This window comes from Gordonia alkanivorans NBRC 16433, from assembly GCF_000225505.1.
Lineage (GTDB): Bacteria > Actinomycetota > Actinomycetes > Mycobacteriales > Mycobacteriaceae > Gordonia > Gordonia alkanivorans.
In genome coordinates, this window is the sequence record NZ_BACI01000021.1 from 1 (window position 1) to 26,796 (window position 26,796).

The 26,796-nt window shown below is 69.3% G+C and carries 25 protein-coding genes and 2 pseudogenes; 13 read left to right on the plus strand and 14 right to left on the minus strand.

Annotation, left to right across the window (positions count from 1 at the left end; all coding sequences use genetic code 11):
• Positions 1–12 precede the first annotated feature (12 nt).
• The gene (locus tag GOALK_RS02760; protein WP_174310882.1) at positions 13–951 is read right to left on the minus strand and encodes a sigma-70 family RNA polymerase sigma factor; all 939 of its coding nucleotides are present in this window, start codon (positions 949–951) and stop codon (positions 13–15) included.
• A 255-nt stretch (positions 952–1,206) separates the two neighbouring features.
• The gene (locus tag GOALK_RS02765; RefSeq protein ID WP_035754136.1) at positions 1,207–1,644 is read right to left on the minus strand and encodes a DUF3099 domain-containing protein; all 438 of its coding nucleotides are present in this window, start codon (positions 1,642–1,644) and stop codon (positions 1,207–1,209) included.
• A 133-nt stretch (positions 1,645–1,777) separates the two neighbouring features.
• Between GOALK_RS02765 and GOALK_RS02770 the strand changes: the two genes are divergently transcribed.
• On the plus strand, positions 1,778–2,050 hold the full coding sequence (locus GOALK_RS02770) for a DUF3039 domain-containing protein (RefSeq protein WP_005197294.1): 273 nt from the start codon (positions 1,778–1,780) through the stop codon (positions 2,048–2,050).
• Positions 2,051–2,071: 21 nt separating this feature from the next.
• On the opposite strand, the pseudogene GOALK_RS02775 reads toward GOALK_RS02770, so the two are convergent.
• Positions 2,072–3,336: pseudogene (locus tag GOALK_RS02775) on the minus strand (YihY/virulence factor BrkB family protein).
• A gap of 268 nt (positions 3,337–3,604) precedes the next feature.
• Between GOALK_RS02775 and GOALK_RS02780 the strand changes: the two are divergent.
• Complete coding sequence (locus tag GOALK_RS02780; protein ID WP_006357269.1) at positions 3,605–5,362, plus strand: DEAD/DEAH box helicase; 1,758 nt, start codon at positions 3,605–3,607, stop codon at positions 5,360–5,362.
• Between the two features lie 95 nt (positions 5,363–5,457).
• On the opposite strand, the gene GOALK_RS02785 is transcribed toward GOALK_RS02780, so the two are convergent.
• The 3 genes from GOALK_RS02785 to ppgK all read right to left on the minus strand — a co-directional run bounded on the left by GOALK_RS02785 (position 5,458) and on the right by ppgK (position 8,274).
• Positions 5,458–5,667, minus strand: a complete 210-nt coding sequence (locus GOALK_RS02785) for a DUF7455 domain-containing protein (RefSeq protein ID WP_005197291.1) — start codon at positions 5,665–5,667, stop codon at positions 5,458–5,460.
• 226 nt (positions 5,668–5,893) lie between these two features.
• On the minus strand, positions 5,894–7,306 hold the full coding sequence (locus tag GOALK_RS02790) for an RNA polymerase sigma factor (protein WP_006357270.1): 1,413 nt from the start codon (positions 7,304–7,306) through the stop codon (positions 5,894–5,896).
• 179 nt (positions 7,307–7,485) lie between these two features.
• Positions 7,486–8,274: a polyphosphate--glucose phosphotransferase gene (gene ppgK, locus GOALK_RS02795; protein ID WP_006357271.1), complete on the minus strand. Its 789-nt coding sequence runs from the start codon at positions 8,272–8,274 to the stop codon at positions 7,486–7,488.
• 131 nt (positions 8,275–8,405) lie between these two features.
• Between ppgK and GOALK_RS02800 the strand changes: the two genes are divergently transcribed.
• On the plus strand, positions 8,406–9,266 hold the full coding sequence (locus tag GOALK_RS02800; protein ID WP_006357272.1) for an inositol monophosphatase family protein: 861 nt from the start codon (positions 8,406–8,408) through the stop codon (positions 9,264–9,266).
• A gap of 7 nt (positions 9,267–9,273) precedes the next feature.
• Here GOALK_RS02800 and cei read toward each other — a convergent pair whose 3' ends face one another.
• The gene (cei, locus tag GOALK_RS02805) at positions 9,274–9,966 is read right to left on the minus strand and encodes an envelope integrity protein Cei (RefSeq protein WP_006357273.1); all 693 of its coding nucleotides are present in this window, start codon (positions 9,964–9,966) and stop codon (positions 9,274–9,276) included.
• 444 nt (positions 9,967–10,410) lie between these two features.
• Here cei and GOALK_RS02810 point away from each other — a divergent pair, with 444 nt between their 5' ends.
• Entirely contained in the window at positions 10,411–10,710 is a 300-nt protein-coding gene (locus GOALK_RS02810; protein ID WP_005197286.1) for a DUF4193 domain-containing protein, read from the plus strand.
• 120 nt (positions 10,711–10,830) lie between these two features.
• Here the strand turns inward: GOALK_RS02810 and GOALK_RS02815 are convergent, their stop codons facing one another.
• Positions 10,831–11,385, minus strand: a complete 555-nt coding sequence (locus GOALK_RS02815; RefSeq protein WP_006357274.1) for a DUF3093 domain-containing protein — start codon at positions 11,383–11,385, stop codon at positions 10,831–10,833.
• Positions 11,386–11,408: 23 nt separating this feature from the next.
• On the opposite strand from GOALK_RS02815, the gene dut reads away from it, so the two are divergent.
• Complete coding sequence (gene dut / locus GOALK_RS02820; protein WP_006357275.1) at positions 11,409–11,879, plus strand: dUTP diphosphatase; 471 nt, start codon at positions 11,409–11,411, stop codon at positions 11,877–11,879.
• 76 nt (positions 11,880–11,955) lie between these two features.
• On the plus strand, positions 11,956–12,822 hold the full coding sequence (locus GOALK_RS02825; RefSeq protein ID WP_006357276.1) for a DUF3710 domain-containing protein: 867 nt from the start codon (positions 11,956–11,958) through the stop codon (positions 12,820–12,822).
• A 31-nt stretch (positions 12,823–12,853) separates the two neighbouring features.
• Here the strand turns inward: GOALK_RS02825 and GOALK_RS24140 are convergent.
• Positions 12,854–13,566: pseudogene (locus GOALK_RS24140) on the minus strand (alpha/beta hydrolase); the annotation flags it as partial.
• Positions 13,567–13,753: 187 nt separating this feature from the next.
• On the opposite strand from GOALK_RS24140, the gene GOALK_RS02835 reads away from it, so the two are divergent.
• A complete protein-coding gene (locus tag GOALK_RS02835) occupies positions 13,754–14,131 on the plus strand; it encodes an OB-fold nucleic acid binding domain-containing protein (RefSeq protein WP_006357278.1) in 378 nt (125 codons plus the stop codon).
• Positions 14,128–14,808, plus strand: coding sequence for a DUF3159 domain-containing protein (locus tag GOALK_RS02840; RefSeq protein ID WP_006357279.1), 681 nt, complete (start codon positions 14,128–14,130; stop codon positions 14,806–14,808). The genes GOALK_RS02835 and GOALK_RS02840 overlap by 4 nt, the downstream gene beginning before the upstream one ends.
• Positions 14,809–14,811: 3 nt before the next feature.
• On the opposite strand, the gene GOALK_RS02845 is transcribed toward GOALK_RS02840, so the two are convergent.
• Positions 14,812–15,474, minus strand: coding sequence for a potassium channel family protein (locus tag GOALK_RS02845; RefSeq protein ID WP_006357280.1), 663 nt, complete (start codon positions 15,472–15,474; stop codon positions 14,812–14,814).
• A gap of 43 nt (positions 15,475–15,517) precedes the next feature.
• Positions 15,518–16,183, minus strand: coding sequence for a potassium channel family protein (locus GOALK_RS02850; RefSeq protein ID WP_006357281.1), 666 nt, complete (start codon positions 16,181–16,183; stop codon positions 15,518–15,520).
• 78 nt (positions 16,184–16,261) lie between these two features.
• Between GOALK_RS02850 and GOALK_RS02855 the strand changes: the two genes are divergently transcribed.
• The 3 genes from GOALK_RS02855 to dxs all read left to right on the plus strand — a co-directional run bounded on the left by GOALK_RS02855 (position 16,262) and on the right by dxs (position 21,670).
• Entirely contained in the window at positions 16,262–18,277 is a 2,016-nt protein-coding gene (locus GOALK_RS02855; RefSeq protein WP_006357282.1) for an APC family permease, read from the plus strand.
• Positions 18,274–19,566 (plus strand): class I SAM-dependent RNA methyltransferase, encoded by a 1,293-nt coding sequence (locus GOALK_RS02860; protein WP_006357283.1) that lies wholly within the window; start codon positions 18,274–18,276, stop codon positions 19,564–19,566. Before GOALK_RS02855 ends, GOALK_RS02860 begins: the two co-directional genes overlap by 4 nt.
• Before the next feature lie 145 nt (positions 19,567–19,711).
• Positions 19,712–21,670 carry a 1-deoxy-D-xylulose-5-phosphate synthase gene (dxs, locus tag GOALK_RS02865; protein WP_006357284.1) on the plus strand — a complete coding sequence of 653 codons (1,959 nt, stop codon included), beginning with the start codon at positions 19,712–19,714 and terminating at the stop codon, positions 21,668–21,670.
• A gap of 48 nt (positions 21,671–21,718) precedes the next feature.
• Here the strand turns inward: dxs and GOALK_RS02870 are convergent, their stop codons facing one another.
• The 3 genes from GOALK_RS02870 to GOALK_RS02880 form a co-directional block, all read right to left on the minus strand.
• Positions 21,719–22,147: a type II toxin-antitoxin system Rv0910 family toxin gene (locus GOALK_RS02870; RefSeq protein ID WP_006357285.1), complete on the minus strand. Its 429-nt coding sequence runs from the start codon at positions 22,145–22,147 to the stop codon at positions 21,719–21,721.
• Between the two features lie 80 nt (positions 22,148–22,227).
• The gene (locus GOALK_RS02875) at positions 22,228–23,514 is read right to left on the minus strand and encodes an HRDC domain-containing protein (protein ID WP_006357286.1); all 1,287 of its coding nucleotides are present in this window, start codon (positions 23,512–23,514) and stop codon (positions 22,228–22,230) included.
• Positions 23,515–23,519: 5 nt separating this feature from the next.
• Positions 23,520–24,155, minus strand: coding sequence for a DUF3000 domain-containing protein (locus GOALK_RS02880; RefSeq protein WP_035751407.1), 636 nt, complete (start codon positions 24,153–24,155; stop codon positions 23,520–23,522).
• Positions 24,156–24,298: 143 nt separating this feature from the next.
• On the opposite strand from GOALK_RS02880, the gene hemE reads away from it, so the two are divergent.
• Both hemE and GOALK_RS02890 read left to right on the plus strand, forming a co-directional pair.
• Complete coding sequence (hemE, locus tag GOALK_RS02885; protein ID WP_075863293.1) at positions 24,299–25,360, plus strand: uroporphyrinogen decarboxylase; 1,062 nt, start codon at positions 24,299–24,301, stop codon at positions 25,358–25,360.
• On the plus strand, positions 25,360–26,769 hold the full coding sequence (locus tag GOALK_RS02890; protein ID WP_006357289.1) for an FAD-dependent oxidoreductase: 1,410 nt from the start codon (positions 25,360–25,362) through the stop codon (positions 26,767–26,769). The genes hemE and GOALK_RS02890 overlap by 1 nt, the downstream gene beginning before the upstream one ends.
• The last annotated feature ends 27 nt before the right edge of the window (positions 26,770–26,796 follow it).

Sequence of the window (26,796 nt, forward strand, 5' to 3'; positions counted from 1 at the left end):
AGACCGGAAGCGTCAGCTGGCGTAGGCGCGCAGGCGCTCGGCACGATCGCCGGCGCGCAGCTTGCCCATGACCTCGCGCTCGATCTGACGCACGCGCTCGCGCGACAGTCCGAACATGCGGCCGATCTGATCGAGGGTGCGCGGCTGGCCGTCGTCGAGGCCGTAGCGCATCCGGATGACCTGCTGCTCACGCTCGTCGAGGGTTGCGAGGACCGCCCGGATGTCGGAGTGCAGGAGACCGGCGATGACGGCGTTCTCGGCGGAGGTGGCCTCGGCGTCCTCGATGAAGTCGCCCAGCGGCGCCTCCTCGTCGCTACCGACCGGCATGTCGAGGCTCACCGGGTCGCGGCTGTGGTCGAGGAGGTCGGCGATCTTCTCGGCCGGGATGCCCGACTCGTTGGCCAGTTCCTCGTCGGTGGCCTCGCGGCCGAGCTGCTGGTGGAGCTCACGCTTGATGCGGGCGAGCTTGTTCACCTGCTCGACGAGATGGACGGGGAGCCGGATCGTGCGGCTCTGGTCGGCCATGCCGCGGGTGATGGCCTGACGAATCCACCATGTGGCGTACGTCGAGAACTTGAAGCCCTTGGCGTAGTCGAACTTCTCCATGGCGCGGATCAGACCCAGGTTGCCCTCCTGGATGAGATCCAGGAGCGGCATGCCGCGACCGGTGTAACGCTTGGCCAGCGAGACGACGAGACGGAGATTCGCCTCGAGCAGGTGGGCGCGTGCCGCCTCACCCTCGCGGACGATGGTCGCCAGGTCACGCTTCTTGGTGGCCGAGAGGCGCTTCTTGGTTGCCAGGACGTGCTTGGCGTAGAGGCCGGCCTCGATCTGCTTGGCGAGTTCGACCTCCTGCTCTGCGTTGAGGAGAGCGGTGCGTCCGATCCCGTTGAGGTAGACGCGGACGAGGTCCGCGGCCGGCGACTGGGCGTCGAGATCCTGCTCCGTCATCGCCGGGCGGGTGCCCGGGGCGGCGGGATCGGCGAAACCTGTGGTCGGGGTCGAACGTGCAACTGTCGAGCGTGACATGCGGCCTCCTGACTTGAATGCGTTCACTGGGTCCAACGTCCATGTGATGGCGATAGTTCCCGAAAGTCATTCGGCGCAAACCCGAAGGAGGCTTGGTGACCTGCGAAGACTTTCGCCGATTCGCAGGAGCGGCTGAGAAGTTGCTGAGATGTCGAACGCGGGGGAACCGCGAGCGCGTCAGTCGTCGGGATCGACGACGTGCCCCTCGACGGTTCCCCGGTCGAGTTGCTGATCGGTGTGCGAGAGGGCGGGCGGGCCGACGACGTGATGGTCGGCGCCGTACTTATAGTGCGGTACCTCGCCGCGCTTGCGGGGCGGGCGGTCGTTGGCGATCAGCACGGCCATCCACGGCAGCGGGATGGAGATGGCGACGATGGCCAGGGCGAGGAGTCCGGAGCCGGTGATCGAGTAGGCGATGCCGGCGACTATCAGTGCGGGGACGCGGAACGCCATCATGATCAGGTACTTGCGCACCCGGGCCTTCTGCTGCGCTTCGAGCGAGTCCTGGGCGTCGGTGATCAGGAAGGTCTCGGCGGCCACGGCCGGGTGTTCCGACCTGCCGAATCGTCTCGAGTCCTCGTGGTGGTCGTGCGGCTGACGGCCGGTCGCGCCCATGGAATCCCTTTGTTCGAACACCCTCTCCACTGTCCCACTTTCGGTTGCTCATTGCACTGACGGATTCCGGGCACCTGACGGCTGCCGCGGAGCAGCCTGTGCTTCGGGTTCCCCGGTGACGCACAATAGAGCAATGGCAACTGAAACCATCGAACGCCCCGATCTCGACGAGTGGACCGACACCGAGACCGACGAGAGGTCCGACGCCGACGCCACCGACAGCAGTGACGACGACCGGCCCAAGTTCTTCCACTACGTCAAGAAGGACAAGATCGCGGAGAGCGCCGTGATGGGCAGCCATGTGGTCGCGCTCTGCGGCGAGACCTTCCCGGTGACCCGTGCGGCCAAGCCGGGTTCGCCGGTGTGCCCGAAGTGCAAGAAGATCTACGCCAAGCTGCGCAAGTAGCGAGGGGGTCGCCGGGACCGGTCAGTCGCTCTCGCGGTCGCGCGTGGGACGTCGGATCGGTCCCGACGACAACCGGTCGGGAATCGTCTTGAGCTGGCCGGTGAAGTCGGAGGTCTGCGAGTTGACCCAGTGCCGGACCTGGGTCGTCGTGGACGCCTTGGCCGGCCAGAACTGTTGCACCGCCGCGTTGAACTCGGCCCCGATGACGATGCCGAAGCCGAGCGAGAAGGTGAACAGCAGGAAGGCGATCGGTGTCGCCAGCGCCCCGTATGACACGCCCGCCTCGGTGATCTTCGTCAGGTAGATGCGCAGCACGTAGCTGGCGACCCAGAAGAACACGCCCGCGACGATCGCGCCGCCGATGAGCCGGTGCCACGGCAGCGGATTGGGCAGGGCCAGGTGGTAGAGCGTGGTGAGCACGAACAGCAGGAGCACCGCGACGAACGGGAAATAGCCGAAGTCGATGAGTGTGGTCACGAACGACCCCCAGACTCCGGGACGATCGCCCGCAGATAGTTCGGTCCGAGTGCGACCAGCGGCAGCAGGAACACCGCCACGAACAGGAAGCCGACGTAGAGGAACAGCGCGAAGAACCGCTGCCACACCGGATGCCGGACCTCGTGCTGATCGTGCGCCTTGGCGATGGAGGCGATGAAACACGACATCGCCGACGAGCCGGCCCACAGCGACAGGATGAAGCCGACCGACATGAGTCCGATGCGGCCCCGTCCCAGGACGCTGTCCACGGTCGGGGTGATCAGGTCGTCGACGACCGTCTCGGTGAAGGTGCGCTGCGCGAACTCGATGATGCGGTCGTAGACGATGTCGACGGTGCCGGGTCCGAACCAGCCCGCGACGTAACCGACCGAGCCGAGGAGCCCGAGCAGCAGCGGGGGCAGCGAAAGCGCCTGCCAGAACGCGGCCTGCGCCGCCCAGCCGATGATCCCGTCGTCCCAGGACTTCACGATCGTCCGCCACACCACCCGGTGCATGTTGGGTAGGACCGGGGGACCGGGTTCGTTCTCGGCGTCGTCCGAATCCGAAGCCGCCTTCGCGCCGTTCGCCGGGACGGGCTCGTCGACTCCCTCGGGCTTCTCCGGCCGGTCGTGCACGACCGCGACGTCACGGGAGGCGGGTGCGGTGACGCCGGGGATTTCGGTGTCGCCGGCGAGCGGGGCCGGCCGGCGCGGCGTCCGGATCGTCGTGTCGAGCGGAGCGGTCACCGCGCTCGACGGATTCGGGCGCACGGCAGCCACCGGCGACGTCGCGTCGTCGGTCAGTGGCACCGGATTCCTCTTTCGCGTTGTGATGAGTTCAATATCCCCGATCGAAGGCCGTAAAGGGTACCCGGGTCACCAGGCGCGTCGTTCGGAGCGACCACACGGTGATGTCCGCGTCGGTGTCGGCGAGCCGCGGCGAGGGGGTGTCGCGATGCGGGTGCGGGGGCGGCCCGGCGGTACGATTGCCGGGTCCCCTTCGGCGCGGGTCCTCCCAACGCGAGGGGTCATTTCATGCCCGGTAGGGAATCCGTACGCCGTCAGGAGCAACACACACGTGACGTCCGCCGAACCCTCCACCAGCAGTGCCGATGCGTCGGGAACCGCCGCTCCCAATCTCGGGTCGCTCCGTGCCTGGCAGCGCCGTGCGCTGACCAAGTACCTGACGCGCAGGCCGAAGGACTTCCTCGCGGTGGCGACGCCCGGCGCCGGCAAGACGACGTTCGGCCTGCGTGTCGCCCGCGAACTGCTCGACGATCGGACTGTCGAACAGATCACCGTCGTGGCGCCCACCGAGCACCTCAAGCACCAGTGGGCCGAGGCGGCCGCGCGCGTGGGTATCGCCCTGGACTCGCATTTCTCGAACTCGGCCGGACAGACCAGCTCCGACTACAACGGCGTCGTCCTCACCTACGCCCAGGTGGCCGCGCACCCGACCAAGCACCGGGTCCGCACCGAGAACCGCCGCACCCTGGTCATCCTCGACGAGATCCACCACGGCGGTGACGCCAAGTCGTGGGGTGATGCGATCCGCGAGGCCTTCGACGACGCGGAACGCCGCCTGCTGCTCACCGGTACGCCGTTCCGCTCCGACGACTCGCCGATCCCGTTCGTCGTCTACGAGGCCGAGGCCGGCGGACACCAGCGCTCCAAGGCCGACCACACCTACGGCTACGCCGACGCGCTGAAGGACGGCGTCGTCCGTCCGGTGGTGTTCCTGGCGTACTCCGGCGAGGCGAGCTGGCGGACCAGCGCGGGCGAGGAGTTCACCGCGCGTCTCGGTGAGCCGTTGTCGGCCGAGCACACCGCGCGCGCCTGGCGGACCGCCCTCGACCCGCACGGTGATTGGATTCCGGCGGTCCTCACCGCCGCGCACACCCGACTCGGCCAGCTGCGTGCCAGCGGGATGCCCGATGCCGGCGGCCTGGTCATCGCGACCGACCAGTCGACCGCCCGCGACTACGCCGAACTGCTCACCGCCATCACCGGCAAGCAACCGACTCTGGTCCTCTCCGACGACCCCAAGTCCTCCTCCCGGATCGCCGAGTTCTCCGCGTCGAAGGACGAGTGGATGATCGCGGTGCGCATGGTGTCCGAGGGCGTCGACGTGCCGCGGCTCGCGGTCGGCGTGTACGCCACCAGCTCGTCGACCCCGCTGTTCTTCGCGCAGGCGATCGGTCGCTTCGTGCGATCGCGGCGCCCCGGCGAGACCGCGAGCGTGTTCCTGCCGTCGGTCCCCGTGCTGCTCGACCTCGCCAGCCAGATGGAGGCCCAGCGCGACCACGTCCTCGGCAAGCCGCACCGCGAGAGCGACGGCCTCGACGACCAGCTGCTCATCGACGCGAACAAGCAGAAGGACGAACCGGGGGAGGACGAGCCGGCGTTCCAGTCGCTGCACGCCGACGCCGAACTCGACCAGGTGATCTTCGACGGAGCGTCGTTCGGCACCGCCACCTTCGCCGGCAGCGATGAGGAATCGGACTACCTCGGCCTGCCCGGACTCCTCGACGCCGATCAGGTGCGCGCTCTGCTGCAGAAGCGCCAGGCCGAACAGGTCGTCGCCCGGTCGACCCCGGCGGCCGAGCCCAAGTCGGAAACCCCTGATCCCGGTCGTGCGCCCGGTACCACCGGGGAGAACCTGCACGCGCTGCGCAAGGAACTCAACACCCTGGTCGCCATGCACCACCACCGCACCGGGAAGCCCCACGGCATGGTGCACAACGAGCTCCGAACCCGGCTGGGTGGTCCGCCGACCGCGATGGCCACCGCCGAGCAGCTCAAAGAACGTATCGCCGCGCTGCGGACGTGGCGCTGAGCGCCCTCGGGGACCCGAACATGAGAGAACCCGGCCGGATGTTCCGGCCGGGTTCTCTCATCGTCTGGGGCTCGCCCGTCAGGCCATGACGAGTGTCAGACCAGTTCGCCCTCGGCTTCGACCACGGTGGCGCTGAGCTCCACCAGTCGGGCTTCGTGCTCGTTGAAGTGATGACGGCAGAAGAGAAGCTCGCCGCCCTTGGGCAGGACGGCACGTACCTTGGCTGCGGCACCGCAGCGATCACAGCGATCGGCGGCGGTGAGCGGTAGGTAGATCGGGGCTGTGGTGGTGGCGATGTCAGTCATTGTTCCTCCGTCCCGGTCCGGCGCCGGTATCCGGACGCCTTCCCTTCGAGCCGACACATCCGGGCGATGCGTCAAACCTCACTCTGTCAGACGCTCGGCGGCTTCGTATTGTTCCGGCAGGTGCTATCGGTGTGTCGTCACTCACCGTTAACCCCAGGCAACAATCCGACAACGTCTCCCGGAATCAGCCGTCCGGGGTCGGCGACCGGTTTTCCGGAGTGCGGAACTAGTCCAGGTAATCCCGGAGAACCTGCGACCGCGACGGGTGGCGTAGCTTCGACATCGTCTTGGACTCGATCTGGCGGATGCGCTCACGCGTGACGCCGTAGACCTGACCGATCTCGTCGAGGGTGCGGGGCTGGCCGTCGGTGAGACCGAAGCGCAGACGCACCACGCCCGCCTCGCGCTCGGACAGCGTCTCGAGGACCGACTGCAGCTGATCCTGCAGGAGGGTGAAGCTCACCGCGTCGACCGCGACGACCGCCTCGGAGTCCTCGATGAAGTCGCCGAGCTGGCTGTCGCCCTCGTCGCCGATGGTCTGGTCCAGCGAGATGGGCTCCCGGGCGTACTGCTGGATCTCCAGCACCTTCTCCGGGGTGATGTCCATCTCCTTGGCGAGTTCCTCGGGAGTCGGCTCGCGGCCGAGGTCCTGGAGGAGCTCACGCTGGATACGGCCCAGCTTGTTGATGACCTCGACCATGTGCACCGGGATGCGGATGGTGCGGGCCTGGTCGGCCATCGCGCGGGTGATCGCCTGGCGAATCCACCACGTGGCGTAGGTCGAGAACTTGTAACCCTTTGTGTAGTCGAACTTCTCGACCGCGCGGATCAGACCGAGGTTGCCCTCCTGGATCAGATCCAGGAACGCCATGCCGCGGCCGGTGTAGCGCTTGGCGAGCGAGACGACCAGACGGAGGTTGGCCTCGAGCAGGTGGTTCTTCGCACGGTTGCCGTCGCGGGAGATCCAGTTCAGGTCGCGCTTCTGCGCGGTGCTGATCTTCTCGCCGGAATCCATCATCCGACGGAGACGCTCGGTGGCGAACAGACCGGCCTCGATGCGCTTGGCGAGCTCGACCTCCTCTTCGGCGTTGAGGAGGGCGACCTTGCCGATCTGCTTGAGGTAGGCGCGCACGCTGTCGGCGGAAGCGGTGAGCTCGGCGTCCTTGCGGGCCTGGCGGAGTGCCTCCGACTCCTCTTCGTCCCAGACGAAGTCACCGGACTTGGCGGCGGCGTCGGTCTTGGTCGGCTCCTTTGCCGCGGTCTTGGCGCCGGCGGGTGCCGCCTCGGCCTCGTCCGCGTCGTCGGAGTCCTCGGTCTCGTCCTCGTCGTCGACCTCGATGTCGTCGATCTCCACGTCCTCGAGCTCGCCGTCGGCGACGTCGATGTCGTCGATCGAGTTCGGGTCATCGGGCTCGGCGTCGGCGACACCCTCGGCGGAAGTGGCCTTCTTGGCTGCCTTCTTGGGGGCTGCCTTCTTGGTGGCCTTCTTCGCTGCTGCCTTCTTCGCGGGCGCCTTCTTGGCAGCGGTCTTCTTCGCAGCCTTCTTGGCGGTCCGCTTGGCCGGGGTTTCGGTCGAGGCGGTGGTCGACTGGGTCTCGTCGGCCTCGGCGTCCCCCTGGCGGGTCTTGATGGCTGCCACGTACAACCTTTCGAACTTCTCTTCAGCGGAGTCTTTGTCGGGTCCCGTGAGACGTGACACGGCAGCACGAGCCGCCGTGGACAAGGGCTTGGTTTCTCGGTTCAGATGACCGGTGACGACCATTGTAACGACATCGGCTCGCCCGATGTGACAAAGCCCTGGTCAATCGACGCGGCGGCCTAGGTTTTGATGCCCTGTGAGACCGCCATCGCCGCGCCCACGATACCGGCGGTGTTCAGCAGCGTGGCGGGCACGACCGGGGTCTTGTTGGTGAGCAGGGGAATCCACTTGTCGGCCTTGCGGCTGATGCCGCCGCCGGCGATGAACAGCTTGGGCCAGAACAGCGCCTCGTAGGCCTTGAGGACGTCGGACACCTTCTCGGTCCATTTCTCGTAGGACCAGTCCTTCTCCTCCTTGATCCGCGACGACGCCTGGTGCTCGGCCTCCTTCTTGCCGACCTGCATGTGACCCAGCTCGGTGTTGGGCACGAGGTTGCCGTTGATGAGGATCGCTGAGCCGATGCCGGTGCCGAACGTCAGCAGCATCACCACGCCGTCGACGCCCTTGCCCGCGCCGTAGGCGTCCTCGGCCATCCCGGCCGCGTCGGCGTCGTTGAGCACCGAGACCGCGCGCCCGCCGAGGTGGCGGCTGAACAGCTCGTAGACGTCGGTGCCGATCCACGCCTCGTCGATGTTCGCGGCGGTCCGCATGATGCCCTCGGTGACCACGCCCGGCAGGGTGATGCCGACCGGACCGGCCCAGTCGAAGTGGGCGACGACCTCGGCGACCGCGGCGGCGACCGCCTCCGGGGTGGCCGGCTGCGGGGTGAGCACCTTGAATCGCTCGCCGACGAGTTCGCCGGTGTCGAGATCCACGATGCCGCCCTTGATCCCGGAGCCGCCGACGTCGACGCCGAAGCCCGGATTCCTGGGGGTCGGCGAGCTGTCGTTGGCGGGCGTGTCGGTCATGGCGGAGTCCCCTTCGGCGGCCGGCGGTGATCGACATCAGGCTATCGGCGCCCGCCGCCGCACGCGCGGCATCCCTCCAGATGCGTTGCTTCGCCTCACCGGTGAACGGTCCCGGCCGCCGATGTGCTGACATGGAACACGTGGATCAGACAATTCCGGTGGACGAACTGGCCGCCATCGCGGTGGACGTGGCGCAGGAGGCGGCCGCCCACGTGCGACGCCGCCGACCCGAATTGTTCGGTGCGACACCGGCACTTAACCCGGTGTCGACGAAGTCGACGGAAACCGATCCGGTCACCGTCGCCGACACCGAGACCGAACGCCTCATCCGGCAGCTCCTGCACCAGGCGCGGCCCGACGACGAGGTCCTGGGGGAGGAGCACGGCGGGAGTCGTGCCGTCCCGTCCGGTGTGCGCTGGGTGGTCGACCCCATCGACGGCACGGTCAACTTCATGTACGGCGTCCCCGCCTACGCGGTGTCGCTGGCGGCGCAGGTCGACGGCCGCTCGGTCGCCGGTGTCGTCGTCGACGTGGCGCGCGAGGTCGTCTACGGGGCCGCTCTGGGCGGCGGTGCCTGGGTCGCCGACGGTGACGGCGACCGAGTGCCGCTGCGCTGCAATCCTGTCGACCGTGCGGAACTCGCCCTCGTGGCAACGGGTTTCGGTTACGCAGCCGACCGTCGGCGCGCGCAGGGACGGATCGTCGCGGAGCTGCTCCCGAAGGTGCGGGACATCCGGCGGATCGGTGCCGCGGCGCTCGATCTGTGCATGGTGGCCTCCGGCGCGGTCGACGCCCATTACGAACACGGCCTGAGTCCCTGGGACTGGGCTGCGGGCGGTCTCATCGCCGCCGAGGCGGGTGCGGTCGTGGTGACCCCGCCGCCGGACTCCCGGGCGGACGAGGGGCACATCACCGTGGCCGTCGCACCGGGTATCGCCGACGAGTTCCTCGGACTGCTGGACGAGGTCGGGGCGCGGGAACCGCTGGTCTAGGACGAACTCAGCACGGGGCCGAGTGGACCGCCTTCACCAGGGCGGGATCGGCACCGGTCTCGAGGTTGGTGGGATCGGCCGACCGCAGTGCCTCGAGCGCCGCCTGCGCGTCCTGGGAGAGCTCACCACCCGAGTGGTAGGTACCGAGTGCGACGTCGACCGCGGTACCCCGGCGTCCGTCGTCGACGAGCTGCGCGCAGGGGAACGCCAGCCAGGCGGCCGCGGCGGAGGCGCGGCCCGCAGGACCGAACCGGATCTGCGCCACGCAGTTGAGATCGCGGTTGACGTAGACGGGATCGTCGGCGAACGGGGTGTCGACGGCCGGCGTGAAGCCCTGGGCCGCGAGGTCCTCGGACACCGATCGGGCAGCGCCTCGTTCCTCGGAGGCGTTGAGGACGCGGACCTGGAAGGTCGACAGGGCGGCGGGTGCGACCTCCAGCATCTCGTCGCGGGGGACCGGGGTGAGGGCCGGCGGCTCCGCCGGCTCCGGCGCGCCGGCCTCCGTGGCGGTTGCCGGGGACGGCTGATTACAAGCCGTGGGGACCGATTCGCTGTCGTCGCTGCCGAGCACGACCGCCCAGACGATCACGCCGAGGACCATGAGGACCACCACCGTGATGATCGCCGGGGCATACCGGCGGCGCGGGTACGGGCGGCCCTGTTCGTCGGTCGGGTAGCCGGTCGTAATCTTCGAGACCACCGTGGAACGACTCCTCACTGGGGAAACTCACGAGCGGGTGTACTGCACCGGGAACGACGCCCCGCGCGATCTCCGCAACACTCTAGAGGGTCGATCGCGCCGCGGGTGCGAGCCTCGCCGCCGGTGCCGTGTCGTGACCTCACCTACGGGCCCGACCTGCGTCAAACGCCCGATTTCGGACAAATTCGCGGTGCCGCATTGACGATTGACTGGACGTGGTCTATTCTTCGGGCGCTCGCGCTTCCAGACTCGGGGTGCAGCCGACATCGAACCGTGACCGAAGTCACACAATACGCCGGATTCTCGGGAACGAATTGCGCTCGAGCCGGTGTTGTAGTGACCCCACCGGCTAGACAATCCCGGCGGAGTCGTGCGCACACCCCTGGTGACGGCCGAGCCGGAACCGAGAGCGCCCCCTCACACTCGCAACAAGTAAGGCACACAATGGCTACTGATTACGACGCGCCACGACGCACCGAGGCCGAGGACCTCAACGAAGACTCGCTCGAGGAGCTGAAGGCCCGTCGGAGCGAGGCGCAGTCCGCGGCGGTCGACGTCGACGAGAGCGACACCGCGGAGTCCTTCGAACTGCCCGGGGCCGATCTCTCCGGTGAAGAACTGTCGGTCCGGGTCATCCCGAAGCAGGCCGACGAATTCACTTGTACCAGCTGCTTTCTCGTCTACCACCGTAGCCGGTTGGCCGAGGAGAACGGCAACTCGCTGATCTGCGTCGACTGCGCGTGAGTTCCGCGGATCACCCGCGGATGAGCACGACGAGTCCCTGACAGACAGGGCCTGACGAAGAAGGGGCCGCGCCATCAGGCGCGGCCCCTTCGTCGTGTCCTGTGTGACGTCCCGGTGTCGTCAGGCGGTCGTCGACGGGCGATCCGCGGCGGCGTCCGGGATGTCGAGCGCTGCCAGCAGCTCGGCCGGGCGACGGGTGGACACCAGCCAGTACGGGGTCGGGTCGTCGGGATCGTCGAGGACGATGAGGACCATGGTTTTCACCCAGAAGCGGTGCACCAGGTAGGCGGCGGGGTCGAGCTGCCGGCCGAGGGCGGCGCTCTTGGCGGTCGCCGGGATCGAGGCGCCGCGCGCGACGACGGCCCGCGGCAGACGCGCACGATGCGCCTGCAGTTCGCGGTCGGCGGTCACCCGGACGCGGGTGCGGCCCATCGACCACAGCACCAGGACACCGAGGATGGCGGTGACGATATAGCCGATCACGCTCCACTTGCTGCCGTGGGCGGACAACTGGATCTCGTAGCCCACCACGCCGGTCACGACGGCGGCGGCCAGCCACCACCACCACGGCACGTGCAGGCGCTCGTCGAACAGGTCCGCGGACCCGGAGTCGCGGCGCGTCGCCGGATTCTCCGACGTGCCGCCGGTGTTGTCAGGCGATTGAGGTGCGGTCACGTTGACCAGCGTAGTCTGCGTGCGTGACCCCAGATCTCCCCCCTCTGCCGCCCATCGCGGTCCGTCGACTCGACCCCGATCTGCCGTTGCCCACCCGGGCTCATCCCGGGGATGCGGGCGTGGACCTGTGCTCGACGATCGACCTGGAGCTGCCCGCGGGACGCCGGCAGCTGGTCGGCACCGGGATCGCGATCGCGCTGCCGTTCGGCACCGTCGGGCTGATCCATCCGCGCTCCGGGCTGGCCGCCCGCGCCGGCCTGTCCATCGTGAACACGCCCGGCACGATCGACGCGGGGTATCGCGGGGAGATCAAGGTCTGCCTGATCAATCTCGACCCCGAGCAGTCCATCACCATCTCGCGCGGTGACCGGATCGCGCAGCTGATCGTGCAGCGCGTCGAGCTGCCCGACTTCGTGGAGGTCGACGAACTCGACGACACCAGCCGCGGCGACGGCGGATACGGGTCCAGCGGCGGCCACGCCGTCCTGGGCTGAGCGCGACACGCCGGGCGTCGTCTGCCCCCGCGTCGATTAATCTTCAACACGAATGCGGATCAACGAGGAGTAGGCGATGACGAATAACGGTTCGGACGAACTGCGGGTCGGACAGGCACTGGGCCCCTACGACATCGACGCCCTCGCGACGGAGACGAGCGAGCTGGAGAACTCCCATCTCGACCTGGGCTCCGTGCTCGTGCCGGTGGTCGAGGGCGGGCAGGTGACCGTCGAGATGTCGGAGACCCACCAGCCCCAGAACGTCTACCTGGTCACCCCGATCGGCCGGATCTCGGTGAGTGCCTTCGCGGCGCCCAAGTCGCCGGGGATGTGGCGTGAGGTGGTCCGCGAACTGGCCGAGTCGCTGCGCGACGGCGGTGCGGCCACCAGCATCGAGGACGGCCACTGGGGCCGTGAGGTCGTGGCCGAGGTCGAGGGCGGCACGCACCGCTTCATCGGCGTCGACGGCCCGCGGTGGCTCGTGCGCTGTGTCGGCAGCGGTCCGTCGGAGAGCGCCGAGGATCTCGCGCGCCTGAGCCGGGCCGTGCTGGCCGAGACCGTCGTGCGTCGCGGTTCCGAGCCGCACCCGCCGCGCGAACCCCTCCCGATCGTGCTGCCGCCGGTGCTCGCCGACCAGGTGGCCGCCGCGCAACAGCAGATCTTCGCCGAGGCGGAGGCGGAGGCAGGGGCCGGGTCGCAGGCCCAGGCGCCCGCCCCCGAGGTCCCGGCCGCCGACGAATCGGACGGGGTTGCCGGGGGAGCACTGGACCAGGTCGCACACGCCACCGTCTACGGCGAGAACTCCTACACCGAGACCCCGGCCGGGGGCGGGTCGGGTGGACATGACGACCCGTCGGTCACCGCCGACCCGGACCCCGAGGACGACGCTCCGTTGCCGCCGTCGTCGGGCTCGGCGATGCAGCGCTTCTTCCGTCGGCGCTGATCCCGCTGCGGCCGGCCGACGGCTCGACGCGTAGGTATGCATCGAGGCAACTCGCACCGAGCAGCGCGGGATCACGGCCCCACCCCTCGAGGGTGACCTCGACCAGCGCCGAACGCGGTGCTGCGTCCTCCCAGGGGCAACGGTGATCGGATGGATCGCGTCGTCGGGCGCCGCGACGAGTGCCAGCGGAACGGTGAGCCCGGCTATCCGTGCGGGTGTCGGGGCGCAGTAGCGCGCCGCGTCACGCAGCTGACCGATGACCTCGGGGTGCAGTCTGCGCCAGGAACGGGACAGCTCCTCGGCCAGCCAGTCCGGACTGCTCGCCGCCATCTCGGCGACCGTCGCCTCCAGTCCGTTTCGTTCCATCGCGTCGGCGGTCGCCCGTGCGCTCGCGGCGGCGAGCGCGGAGTCGGCGTCCCCGCTCCAGGCCGGTAGGGCCGCGAACACGCCCGCACAACGTCCGACGTGGTCGGCGAGGGCCCATTCGAGGGCGATCGCGGCGCCGATCGACACTCCTCCGACCAGAACGCAGTCGTGCTCGGCCGCCGCGCGGTCGAGGCCTCGACGGTGTCCGTCGACGAGAGCCGACGTCGGCTCGAGTGCCACCAGCTCCACCCCGAGCGTCGCGGCGGCGTGACCGAAGGCACGTGTGACGTTGTCGGCATCGGAACCGGTCCCGGGAATCACCACCAGCGCGGTGGGTTTTCGTGTTTGCGGACTGTCCACGACGGCATCAACTGTCATCCGGATGCGAGGCACCCAGAGATCATCCCTTAGGGTGTCCCGGGACTGCGGGTGCGCCCCAGTCGTCCACGTTGTCACCGGAGGGTGCCGGGTCTACGCTGGCGGACAGCCACCGATCATTCGTTCGGTGGCCACGGACGCTACGGCGGAAGCCCTGGCGCCGGTTGAAATCCATTGGGAGGTTGGGATGCCCACAGCTGGTTATCTCAAGCGACTGACCCGCCGACTCACCGAAGACCTCGGGGACGTCGACGCGGAGCGAATCGCCGAGGAGTCGAAGGCGACGGGCGCACAACGCGCGTCGGACTGCACCCGCGGCGAGGAGGTCACCATGCACGGCGAGCTGCGCGCGGTGGAGACCTGTTCACGCACGGCCAAGGCCGGCGTGAAGGCGGAGTTCTTCGACGGCTCCGACACCGTCATGCTGAAGTGGCTGGGCCGCAATCGCATCGCCGGCATCGAACCCGGCCGCAAGGTGACCGTACGGGGCCGACTCGCCCTGCAGGACGGCCACAAGGTGATCTACAACCCCTACTACGAGCTGCAGGGCAGCGACGACGAGTGACACCCACGAGTGACACCGGCAGGTCGGACGACGAGTCCGCCGACCACGACGTCGAGCAGGAACCGGGCCTCGAGCCGGCCCCCACGGTGCTGGAACAGATCGGCGGCGTCTCCGGCCTGATCTACTCGACCGTCCCGGTCGTCGTGTTCGTCCCCGTCAACTCGTTCTTCGGCCTCACGGCCGCCATCGTCGCCGCGCTCACCGCCGCGGCCCTCGTCTTCGGAGTGCGGCTCGTCCGCCGCGAAGGGCTCTCCCCGGCGATCTCCGGCCTTCTCGGCGTGGCGATCTGCGTCTTCATCGCCAACCGGGTGGGGGACGCCAAGGGATACTTCCTCTTCGGGATCTGGACCACCCTCACCTATGCGATCGTGTTCGTGATCTCCATCGTCGTGCGCTGGCCGCTGATCGGTGTCGCCTGGCACCTCGTCAACGGGCAGGGGACCGCCTGGCGCAAGCATCGTCGGACGTTGCGCGCCTACGACATCGCCACCGCCCTGTGGGCCCTGGTCTTCGCGGCGCGGTATCTCGCCCAGTCCGAGCTCTACGACCTCGGTGCCACCGGATGGCTGGCCTTCACCCGGATCGCGATGGGATGGCCGCTCACGGCTCTCGCGGTGCTCGCGACGGTCCTGCTCGTCCGCCGCGCGGTCCGCGAGGAAGAGACCGTCAGCGCGTGATCGTCAGCGTGTGATCTGCATGGCGTCGTAGAGGGCAGGTTCGGCCTCCGACGGGGCGATGAAGATCAGCTCGTCGCCGCCCTCGATCGGGTCGTCGCTCTGCGGCACGATGACGCGCCCGCCCCGCAGGATCGTGACCAGAGCCACGTCGCGCGGGAGTTCGAGCTTGCGTACCGGCTTGCCCGCCATCGGGGTGTTCGACGGCAGGGTGAGTTCGACGAGGTTCGCCTGTCCCTGGCGAAAGGTCATGAGGCGGACCAGGTCACCCACCGATACCGCCTCCTCGACCAGGGAGGCCAGCAGGCGCGGGGTCGACACGGCGACGTCGACGCCCCAGTCCTCACCGAAGAGCCACTCGTTGCGCGGGTCGTTGACCCGCGCGACGACGCGGTTGATCGCGAACTCGGTCTTGGCCAGCAGGCTCACGACCAGATTGGCCTTGTCGTCGCCGGTCGCGGCGATCATCACGTCGAAGGTCTGCAACTGCGCGTCTTCGAGTTTCGCGAGTTCGCAGGCGTCGGCGAGGATCCACTTGGCGCCCCCCACCGAGTCCGGGTCGATGTGGTCGGCCTTGCGCTCGAACAGCGTGACGTCGTGCGAGTTGACCAGGAGTTCGCGGGCGATCGAGCGCCCGACCGCGCCGGCTCCGGCGATGGCGACCTTCACAGGATGACTCCTCGGTGTTCGGGGCTCTGGTGTTCCGGGGTGTTCAGGACTCGGCCTGGGTGAACGGTCCCGCGGCGATGCTGCGCGCGTCGGCCAGGTGGTCGAGCAGGACGGCGCCGTAGACCACGTCGTCCTGCTGGAGAACGGTTTTGGACTCGGGCAGGATCGGCCGGCCGACCCGGTTGAGGAAGGCCACGCGAGCGCCTGTCTGCTCCTGGAACTTGGCGACCGACACCCCGATCCACGACTCGTCGACGTCGATCTCGGCGACGGCCAGGGAACCGGACGGGTCACGCCACTCGGCCGTCGCGGTCTCGCCGAGCGCGGAGACGAAACGTTCGGTCGTCCACGGCACGGTCGCGACGGTCGGAATGCCCAGACGCTCGTACACCTCGGCACGCTTGGCATCGTAGATGCGGGCGACGACGCGCTCGACGTCGAAGGTCTCCCGGGCCACGCGGGCGGCGATGATGTTGGAGTTGTCGCCGGAGGACACCGCGGCGAAGGCGTCGGCGTGCTCGATCCCGGACTTGACGAGGATGTCCCGGTCGAAGCCCACGCCGGTGATCGTGCGGCCCGCGAAATCGGTGGACAGCCGGGCGAACGAGGACGGGTCCCGGTCGATGATCGCGACGTCGTGTCCGCGTTTCTGCATCGCCATCGCGAGCGACGATCCGACGCGCCCGCAACCCATGATGACTACCTGCACGACATTCCTCTCCTGACGCGACCTGCGTGCCGCGAGTCGAACCTACCCGCCACGACGCGGACGCTCTAGGGTTGCCTGGTGTCCACCGTCTCCAAGGTGTCCGTCGCGACGAAGCGCCTCCTGCTCGGCAGGCCCTTCCGCAGCGACAAGCTGGGTCACACTCTGCTCCCCAAACGGATCGCCCTCCCGGTTTTCGCCTCCGACGCGATGAGCTCGGTGGCCTACGCGCCCCAGGAGATCTTCCTCGTCCTGTCGGTGGCCGGTATCACCGCGCTCGCGTTCACCCCCTGGGTCGCCGTCGCCGTCGCGGTGGTCCTCGCGGTCGTGGTCGCCAGCTATCGGCAGAACGTGCACGCATATCCGTCGGGTGGTGGCGATTACGAGGTCGCCACCGTCAACCTGGGCCCCAACGCCGGCCTGACGGTCGGCAGCGCTCTCCTCGTCGACTACGTGCTGACGGTTGCGGTGTCGGTGACGTCGGCGGCGGAGAACATCGGTTCGGCCGTGCCGTTCGTCAACGAGCACAAGGTCTGGTTCTGCGTCGGCGCGATCCTGATCCTGGCGGCGGTGAACCTCCGCGGCATCAAGGAATCCGGTGCGTTCCTGGCCATCCCGACCTACGCCTTCATCGTCGGCGTGCTGGGCATGCTCGTCTGGGGGTTCACCGAGATCTTCGTCCTCGGCGAGGAGATCCGTTCGGAGACGGCCGACTTCGGTATCGTCGCCGAACAGGACAACCTCACCGGACTGGCGCTGGTCTTCCTCGTCGCGCGCTCGTTCTCCTCCGGATGTGCCGCGCTGACAGGGGTCGAGGCCATCAGCAACGGTGTCCCCGCGTTCCGGAAACCCAAGTCCCGCAACGCCGCGACCACCCTCCTCATGCTCGGCGCATTCTCGATCACCCTGCTGCTGGGCATCGTCATGCTCGCCCAGGAGATCGGCGCGAAGTACGTGATGGACCCGTCGAAGGACCTCGTCGGTGCCCCCGAGGGCTACCAGCAGAAGGCGATGATCGCGCAGCTGGCTCACGCGGTCTTCGACTCGTTCCCGGCCGGTTTCTTCTTCGTCGCGGTGGCCACCGCGCTGATCCTGTTGCTGGCCGCGAACACGGCGTTCAACGGTTTCCCGGTGCTCGGTTCGGTCCTGGCGCAGGATCGATACCTGCCGCGACAGTTGCACACCCGTGGCGACCGCCTCGCGTTCAGCAACGGCATCCTGTTCCTGGCGGCCGCGGCGATAGTCTTCGTGGTCGCGTTCGGGGCGCAGGTGACCGCGCTGATCCAGCTCTACATCGTCGGCGTGTTCGTCTCGTTCACGTTGAGTCAGACCGGCATGGTGCGGCACTGGACACGACTGCTGCGCACCGAGACCGACCCCAGTGCCCGGCGGCGGATGATGCAGTCGCGGGTGGTGAACTCGGTCGGCCTGGTGATGACGGCCACGGTCCTGGTGGTGGTGCTGATCACGAAGTTCACCGCCGGTGCCTGGATCGCGGTGCTCGCCATGGTCTCGATCTTCGTGCTGATGAAGCTGATCCACCACCATTACGCGTCGGTTCAGCGCGAGCTCGACCGGGCCGAGACCGACGACGAGGGCGTGCTGCCCAGCCGGACGCATTCGATCGTTCTCGTGTCGAGTCTGCACATGGCCTCCAAGAGGGCCATGCGCTACGCCCGGGCGACGAGACCGGACGTCCTGGAGGCGATCACAGTGAACGTCGACGACCGGGACACCCGTAAACTCGTCTCCGAGTGGGAGGCCAGCGACATCACGGTCCCGCTGAAGGTCATCGCCTCCCCGTACCGCGAGATCACCCGGCCGGTCATCGATTACGTGCGACGCATCCGCCGTGAGTCCCCGCGCGACGTGGTGACCGTGTTCATACCCGAATACGTCGTCGGACACTGGTGGGAGCAGATCCTGCACAATCAATCCGCGCTGCGGCTCAAGGGACGCCTGCTGTTCGAACCCGGGGTGATGGTGACCTCGGTGCCCTGGCAGCTCACGTCGTCGGACCGCCGCAAGGAGACCAAGAGGTACTGGGCGCCGGGTGAGACCCGCCGCGCCCTGGGCGAATCGGAGCGCACACTGTGACACCCCCGGCACCGACGCGGCGCGTCGAGGTCACCGTCGATCGTCCCGCGAACGGTGGGGAGGCGGTCGGACGTGCCGACGGTCGGGTCCTGTTCGTGCGCGGCGCGATTCCGGGCGAACGCGTGGTCGCCGAGATCACCGACGACCGCCACGACTCGTACTGGCGTGCCGAGGCCGTCGAGATCCTCGACGAGTCCCCTCATCGGGTTCCGGTGGTGTGCCCGGCGGCGGCCGGGGGAGCGGGATGCTGCGATCTCGGGCACATCGAGCCGGGGCACGCGCGCGACCTGAAACAGGCCGTGCTGCTCGACGTCCTGAGCCGGATCGGCCACCTCGACGAGGCGACGATCGCCGGCACCGACCTCGCGACGCGGGGGGTCGACCGGTTGCCGGGAACCGACACCGGCTGGCGCATCAGGACACGGCTGGCCGTCGACGGACGGGGTCGCGCCGGACAGCACGCGTTCCGCGGTTCCGCGGTGATCCACGACGTCTGCGTGCAGCCGGCGCCGGGAATGGTCGACGACCTCGCCGGCCGCCGGTTCACCCCGCACGCCGAACTGGCCGTGGTCCTCGACGCCGACGGCACCCGCCACATCACCGAACTCGCACCCGTCGCCGAGGTCCGGCACGGTGACGCCCGACGCCGCGCACAGCAAAACCGTCGCCGCCGCTCCCGACCCCGCGCACAGGTGGTCGTCGAGGGCGCCGAGTCCGCGGTGCATCGCGTCGGTGACCGGTCGTGGGACATCCCGGTGACCGGGTTCTGGCAGGCGCACCGCGCCGCGCCGCAGACCTACGCCGACACCGTCGTCGGCTTTGTTCGAGACCATCTCGGCACCGGCCCGCGGGTCGCATGGGACCTCTACGGCGGCGCCGGGGTCTTCGCCGGCGCGTTGCTCGACCACCACCGAACGGGCCTCGAGGAGGTCCACATCGTCGACTCCGACGCGGGCGCACTGGCGGCCGCGGCCCGGACCTTCGACGCCGACGGCGATCGCGTGGTCACCCATCAGGGTGAGGTGGCGGCCCGGGTCCACGACCTCGGGGCGGCGCCCGACGTCGTCGTCCTCGACCCGCCGCGCACCGGCGCCGGCGAGCGGGTCGTCGAGGCGATCGCGGCCGCCGAACCGGCCGTGGTGGCGCACGTCGGCTGTGATGCCGCCCGCTTCGCACGTGATCTCGGTCTCTTCGCCCGTGCCGGATATCGCGTCGCGCAGGTGCGCGGCTTCGACGCGTTCCCGCTCACGCACCATGTCGAGGCCATCGCGTGCCTGGTTCCGGTCTGAGCTCCACCCGCCGAGTGAGGTCGTCGACCATCCGAGGGGCGGGGTCGTGCCGAATGCTTCCGTAGACTGACGGGTTATGAGCCGGGGGGTTTCTCCCGGAATCGCGAACCGGGGTTCCCGGGGGCATCACGTGATGGAGGAAACGATGGGTGTGCTCGACCGGATCAGCTCGCCGGCCGATCTGCGGTCACTGTCGGAAGCGGAGATGGAGACTCTCGCCTCCGAGATCCGGACGTTCTTGATCGAGAAGGTGGCGGCGACCGGCGGTCATCTCGGCCCCAATCTCGGCGTGGTCGAACTGACCCTCGGAATCCACCGGGTCTTCGACTCGCCGCACGATCCGATCCTCTTCGACACCGGCCACCAGTGCTACGTCCACAAGATCGTGACCGGCCGCAAAGACGGCTTCGATCATCTGCGCCAGCGCGGCGGTCTGACCGGCTACCAGGAGCGCGCCGAATCCGAGCACGACTGGGTCGAGTCCTCCCACGCCTCGGCCGCGCTGTCCTACGCCGACGGCCTGGCCAAGTCCTTCGAGCTGACCGGACAGAACGACCGCACCGTGGTCGCGGTGGTCGGCGACGGCGCGCTCACCGGCGGCATGTGCTGGGAGGCGATCAACAACATCGCCGCCTGCAACCGTCCCGTGGTGATCGTCGTCAACGACAACGGCCGGTCCTACGCCCCGACCATCGGCGGTCTCGCGAGCCACCTGTCGGGTTTGCGCCTGCAACCCGGCTACGAGAAGTTCCTCGACGAGAGCCGCCGCGTCGTCAAGCAGATGCCCGTGGTCGGCGAACCCGCCTACGCGGTCCTCCACGGCATGAAGAGCGGTCTCAAGGACCTGCTCGCACCCCAGGCGATGTTCACCGACCTCGGTCTCAAGTACGTCGGCCCCGTCGACGGACACGACATCAACGCCGTCGAGTCGGCACTGCGGCACGCCCACGACTTCGGCGGACCGGTCATCGTGCACACCGTCACCCGCAAGGGTATGGGCTACGCCCACGCCGAGAACCACGTCGCCGACCAGATGCACGCCACCGGCATCATCGACCCCGTCACCGGGCGACCCACCAGCGTGGCACCGCAGGACTGGACCAAGGTCTTCTCGGCCGCGCTGCTCGACGCCGGCGCCAACCGCCCCGACGTCGTAGCGATCACCGCGGCCATGCCCGGCCCCACCGGCCTGACGCCGTTCGGCGAGCGCTACCCGGACCGCATGTTCGACGTCGGTATCGCCGAACAGCATGCGATGACCTCGGCGGCCGGCCTGGCTCTCGGCGGCCTGCATCCGGTCGTCGCCATCTACTCGACCTTCCTCAACCGCGCCTTCGACCAGCTCCTGATGGACGTCGCGCTGCTGAAGCAGCCGGTCACCCTCGTCCTCGACCGGTCGGGCATCACGGGGCCCGACGGCCCGAGCCACCACGGCATGTGGGATCTCTCGCTCATGGCGATGGTCCCCGGTCTGCGGGTCGCCGCGCCTCGGGACGCGGTCCGGCTGCGCGAGGAGTTCGACGAGGCGCTCGGCACCGACGACGGCCCGACCGCCCTCCGCTTCTCCAAAGGTGCTGTCCCCGAAGACATCCGCGCGGTCGAACGTCTCGACGACGGGGTCGACGTGCTTCACCGCAGCGATCGCGATCTCGGCCCGGCCTCCGGTGACGTGCTCATCGTGGCGGTCGGTGCCTTCTGCAGCCTCGCCGTCGACACCGCCGAACGTCTCGGGCAGCAGGGCATCGAGGCCACGGTCATCGACCCGCGCTGGGTGCTGCCCGTGCCGACCTCGGTGGTCGAAGTCGCCCGTCGTCACCGCCTGGTCGTCACCCTCGAGGACGGCTGCGTCAGCGGCGGAGTGGGATCGGCTGTCGCGGGAGCACTCTCGGCGGCCGAGGTGACTGTTCCGGTGCAGATCAAGGGAATCCCGCAGGCGTTCATCGAACATGCCTCGCGCGGGGAGATCCTCGGCGACCTCGGTCTGACCGCCCAGGATCTCGCGCGCTCGATCACCGCGACGGTGTCGGGCATGCAGGCCGGTCCGGCGCTGGAGCGCCAGATCGAGAGCCCCGCGGATCCCGCACAGAGTCGCGCCGAGGACTGATGCCTCAGGTCGGCGCCGGAGGTCGGCGCCGACCTGTGACCATCGATCTCAGCGCAGGGTGGCCAGATTCGAGATCGACTTGTGCACATCGGATTCCAGCACCCTGGCGACGAGACGCCCGACGGGTCCGTTGAGCAGACCGCCGGACACGTCGGCGGACAGGTCGAAGTGCGAGCCGTCGACGATCTCGTCGACCTTCATCGCGAGGTCGATGTCGATCCCGCCGCGGCCCGTGCCGGACAGTGCGATCAACCGTGGTTCGTCGTACTGGATGACAGTCCAGTGGATGACGTTGCGGAACCCCTTCACCTTGATCAGCGACGAGACCTTCGTCCCCTCGGTGATCGAGTCGGGGACCGGGGACTTCCACCCGCCGAAGATGGTCATCCACTCGTCGAAGCGCGAGAGGTTGCCGGCGAGTGCCCAGGCTGCGCCCGGGTCGAGGTCAGAGTCGATGCCGACGGAGACTGTGGCCACTGAGTGCTCCCATTCCGTGAGGTCGTGCCTGTTGCGAGGTCGTGCCTGTCGGAGGGTCTCTTACCCAACTCGGAGCGGGGCTACTCCGACGATGTGGTCTCGGTCGTCCCGGCCTCGCGCAACGCCTCGGTCAACGCGTCCACGCTGAGCTGCCGCTGCCACGGACGAGCTCCGGCGGCGGTGAGGTGTGCGTCCATCGCCTCGGTGGTGACGGGCTCGGCCAGTCCGTCCCAGCACAGCTGGCGGACGACGTCCGGGGCGAGGATGTTCTCCACCGGGAGGGTGTGGTGCTCGGCGACCTCTTTGAGCGCCGGGCGGACCTTCTGCATCCGCGCCGCGGCCTCCGGGTTGCGCTGTTCCCAGCGGCTCACCGGGGGAAGCCCGGGGCCGGTGGTCTTGCGGGCCGGCAACTCGCTGTCGGGGAGTTCGCGGGCCCGTTGCAGGGCGCTGAGCCAGATCCCGGCCTGGCGACGCTGGCGAGGGCCACCGAAGACCGGCAGGCGGGTCAGTTCGCTGTTCGATTTCGGGTCGACGGTCGCGGCGTTGACGATCGCGGTGTCGGGCAGGACGCGACCCGGAGCGACGTCCCGGCGCTCCGCCAATTCTTCGCGCGCCGTCCACAATTCGCGGACCGCCGCGAGTGCACGAGCCGACTTCACGGTGTGGATGTTGGAGGTCTTGCGCCAGCGGTCGGTGCGCGGGGGGGCCGGCGGGCGGGACAGCACGTAGGCGAACTCCTCGCGGGCCCAGCCGTCCTTGCCGGACTCGGCCAGTGCCGCGTCCATCGCGTCCCGGAGTTCGACGAGCACCTCGACGTCGAGGGCGGCGTAGTTCAGCCAGTCGTCGGGGAGCGGTCGTCGTGACCAGTCCGCCGCGCCGTGACCCTTGAGCAGGCCGAGCCCGAGGAACTGGGCGACCATCGCGGCGAGGTTCACCTTGGCGAGGCCGAGCAGGCGCCCGGCGAGCTCGGTGTCGTACAGCTCGACGCATTCGAAGCCGAGCTCGCGTAGGCAGGGGAGATCCTGATCGGCGGCGTGCAGCACCCACTCGGGCCCGCGTAGCGCGTCGATCACCGGGGCGAGTGCCTCGGGATCGGCGATCGGGTCGAGCAGGAAGCTGCCCGAGCCGCGTCGTTTGATCTGGATCAGGTAGGCGCGCTGGGAGTAGCGGTAACCGGAGGCGCGTTCGGTGTCGACGGCGATGGGTCCCTCGCCCGCGGCGAGTGCTCGCGCGGCGTCGGCGAACTCCGCCGCGGTCGAGAGCACCGGCGGGACACCGCCGGCGGGGGCGAGCAACGGCTCGACCTCGGGGGCTTCGTCCCCTGGGGGGTTGTTCTCGGCTGCTCGGTTCTCGGGTGGTGTGTCCACAGTGCTCACGTCGCGCCGAGTTGGGTCACGCCCGTCGGCGGGAGGCCGGCAGCCGACGACAGAACCTCGCAGAACGCCTCGAGGTGCCCGTTGAGACCCTCGGCGGTCAGCGCGGTCCACGACGCCCGGACCTCGAGCTGGTGGGCGCGCGGCGGTCCGGCGATGTCGCCGTAGCGCACCGACGTCGTCGACGTCACGGTGCCGCCGAGGGCGGTCACCTCGATGCGGTGTGCGGTGCCGTTGGGGGAGGCGGGGGTGCTGCTCTCGCCGACCGGCACGCCGAGGGCGTCGGACAGCCAGCTCCAGGCGACCTCGGGCAGCAGCGGGTCCATCGCCAGGGCGGCCTCGACCTCTGCCTGCAGGTACGCGACGAGGCGGATCGTCCCGTTCCAGGCGTCCTGGCCGGCCGGGTCGTACAACAGGATCAGCCGTCCGAAGGCGGTGCCCTGAGAATCGGTGGGGACGACGTCGGGGTCGTCCGGCGGGCGCACCTCGGCGCCGACCGCATAGCTGTACGGCGCCAGCCGTTGCGGCGGGCGGATGGGGCCGACCTCGATCTCACGGCGGACGCGGGCAGCATGCAGCGACTCCACCGCCGCGCGGAAATCAGCAGGCTCGTCCGGAGCTCCCGAGGAAGTCACCGTTCGACCGTAGGTGTGTCGTGCCTGGCAGCGGCGGAGGCGCGCCGAGTCACCGGCCCCAGAAATGGGGACGCGGACCGGGAAGGGTGGCGCGAGGCGACCCGGGGCGGGTCAGATCGCCGAACATGGCAGAGTAAGCGGTGATGTCGAACGTAACTGGTACCCGGGTCCATCGGTCGCACCTGCCGCTCGTCGCCGCGGCCACGGGTGGGACCCCGTCACGCCGTCCGGTGTGGTTCATGCGGCAGGCGGGCCGATCGCTGCCCGAGTACCGCGCCATCCGCGCGAACCACGGCATGCTCGAATCCTGCTTCGACGCCGAGCTGGTCTGCGAGATCACCATGCAGCCGGTGCGTCGTCATGACGTCGACGCCGCGATCCTGTTCTCCGACATCGTCGTCCCGCTCAAGGCCGCGGGCATCGACCTCGACATCGTCGCGGGCACCGGTCCGGTGATCGCCGAACCTGTGCGGTCGGCGGACGCCGTCTCCCGCATCCCGCGCCTGGAACCCGCCTCGGTCGGCGCGATCTCCCGCGCCATCGAACTGTTGCTCGCCGAACTCGGCGACACCGCGCTGATCGGTTTCGCGGGTGCACCGTTCACCCTCGCGTCGTACCTCATCGAGGGCGGACCGAGCCGCAACTACGAGCGCACCAAGGCGATGATGCACGGCGACCCGGAGACCTGGGCCGAGCTGATGGCCCGCCTCGCCGACATCACCATCGTCTTCCTGCAGGTCCAGCTCGAGGCCGGCGTCGACGCCATCCAGCTCTTCGACTCCTGGGCGGGCATGCTGTCGGCAGCCGACTACCAGCGTTTCGTGGCACCGCACAGCGCCCGCGTCCTCGCCGAGGTCGCCGGATACGGCGTTCCGCGCATCCACTTCGGTGTCGGGACGGGTGAACTGCTCACGCCCATGGCCCATGTCGGGGCCGACGTCATCGGCGTCGACTGGCGGGTGCCGCTCGACGAGGCCGTCCGTCGCGTGGGCCCCGGCAAGGCCGTCCAGGGCAACCTCGACCCGACGATGCTCTTCGCGGGACCGGAGGTTGTCGACAGCGAGGTGCGTCGTGTGGTCGCCGACGGTGACCGGGCGCTCGCGGCCGGCGCGATCGGCCACATCTTCAACCTCGGCCACGGCGTGCTGCCGGGCACCGACCCGGACGTCCTCACCCGCGTCGTCGAACTGATCCACAGCCTCTGATGGCTGCCCGGCGCCGGATCGCGGTCGTCGGCGGAGGTGTCTCCGGCCTGACGGCGGCGTACCGGCTGCGTCGCGAACTCGGCGCCGACGCGCAGATCGACGTCCTCGAGGCGAGCGAGCGGCTCGGCGGCATCCTGCACACCACGACGGTCGGTGGCCAGTCGGTCGACGTCGGGGCCGAGGCGTTCATCGTCCGACGACCCGAAGCGCTCGGCCTGGTCCACGAACTCGGTCTGGGGGACCGGGTCGTGTCACCGACCGGCCGGCGTCCGTCGGTGTGGTCCGGCGGCCGCCTGCACCCACTGCCGGCCCCGGCGCTCATGGGAATCCCCGCGACCCCCGAGGCGGTCGCCGATCTCGCCGACCCCGCCGACCTGGAACTCCTCCGCACCGAGCCGCATCGTCTCTGGCGTTGGGACGCGTCCGCGGACCCGACGGTCGGGGACCTCGTCGCCGACCGTTTCGGTCCGTCCGTGGTCGCCCGCAGCGTCGATCCCATGCTGGGCGGCGTCTACTCGAGCCTCGCCGCCGACATCGGTCTGCGTGAGGCGCTCCCGGCCCTCGTGGCGCGTCTCGACGGCGGTGCGCCCAACCTGACCGCGGCCGTTTCCGGCCTCGTCGCCGACGCCACCGGTTCGGGTCCCGTGTTCGGCACTCTTGTGGGTGGCTACCGGGTCCTGCTCGACGCGCTCCGGTCCGCCGCGGCCGTCGAACCCGAACTCTGCTCGTACGTCCGCGGCCTGGAGCCGACCGCCACCGGTTGGACGCTCGATGTCGCCGGCGGTGCCCGCGAGGACATCCGGGACTACGACGGTGTCATCCTCGCGATCCCCGCGTGGCAGGCCGGGCATCTCCTGCGCGGTTCGTTACCCGACTTCGCCGCCCCGCTACGTGCGGTCCGGGGTGCGTCGTCGGTCGTGGTGTCGATCGCGCTGGCCCCCGGGACGCCGGTACCCGATCACTCCGGCGTTCTCGTCGGGACCGGGGAGAGTCTGCGCGCCAAGGCGTTCACGCTCAGCTCACAGAAGTGGGGACACCTGTCGCACGACGACGCGCCGGTGTCGGTGCGGGCGTCGTTCGGCCGGTTCGGCGCCCCGGTACCGAGCGTCGACGAAGAACCCGGTGTCGACGACCGGCTGCGGACCGAGGCCCTCGAGGATCTCGACGAGGTGTGCCGGGCCGCCGGCGTGGCACCCGCATCGCCGAACGTCGTCGACACCTACGTGCAGCGTTGGACCAACGGCCTGCCCGTCTACGGTCCCGGACACCTGGCCACGATGGCGCAGGTCGCCGCGTCCCGTCCGCGTCGGCTCGCGCTCGCCGGGTCGTCGTATGCGGGGGTCGGTGTCCCGGCCTGCATCGGCCAGGCCGGACGCGCCGTGTCGGCTCTGCTGACCGACCTGACCTGACTGTTCGTCCCGCCGGACACGGTGGCA

Coding starts and splice junctions, on each gene's coding strand:
- GOALK_RS02785 (WP_005197291.1), bottom strand. CDS start 5,667: ATGACTGACATCGCCACCACCACAGCCCCGATCTACCTACCGCTCACC.
- hemE (WP_075863293.1), top strand. CDS start 24,299: ATGTCGAACGTAACTGGTACCCGGGTCCATCGGTCGCACCTGCCGCTC.
- GOALK_RS02825 (WP_006357276.1), top strand. CDS start 11,956: ATGACGAATAACGGTTCGGACGAACTGCGGGTCGGACAGGCACTGGGC.
- GOALK_RS02765 (WP_035754136.1), bottom strand. CDS start 1,644: ATGGGCGCGACCGGCCGTCAGCCGCACGACCACCACGAGGACTCGAGA.
- GOALK_RS02810 (WP_005197286.1), top strand. CDS start 10,411: ATGGCTACTGATTACGACGCGCCACGACGCACCGAGGCCGAGGACCTC.
- GOALK_RS02835 (WP_006357278.1), top strand. CDS start 13,754: ATGCCCACAGCTGGTTATCTCAAGCGACTGACCCGCCGACTCACCGAA.
- GOALK_RS02890 (WP_006357289.1), top strand. CDS start 25,360: ATGGCTGCCCGGCGCCGGATCGCGGTCGTCGGCGGAGGTGTCTCCGGC.
- ppgK (WP_006357271.1), bottom strand. CDS start 8,274: ATGACCGACACGCCCGCCAACGACAGCTCGCCGACCCCCAGGAATCCG.
- GOALK_RS02760 (WP_174310882.1), bottom strand. CDS start 951: ATGACGGAGCAGGATCTCGACGCCCAGTCGCCGGCCGCGGACCTCGTC.
- dxs (WP_006357284.1), top strand. CDS start 19,712: ATGGGTGTGCTCGACCGGATCAGCTCGCCGGCCGATCTGCGGTCACTG.
- GOALK_RS02800 (WP_006357272.1), top strand. CDS start 8,406: ATGGAACACGTGGATCAGACAATTCCGGTGGACGAACTGGCCGCCATC.
- GOALK_RS02770 (WP_005197294.1), top strand. CDS start 1,778: ATGGCAACTGAAACCATCGAACGCCCCGATCTCGACGAGTGGACCGAC.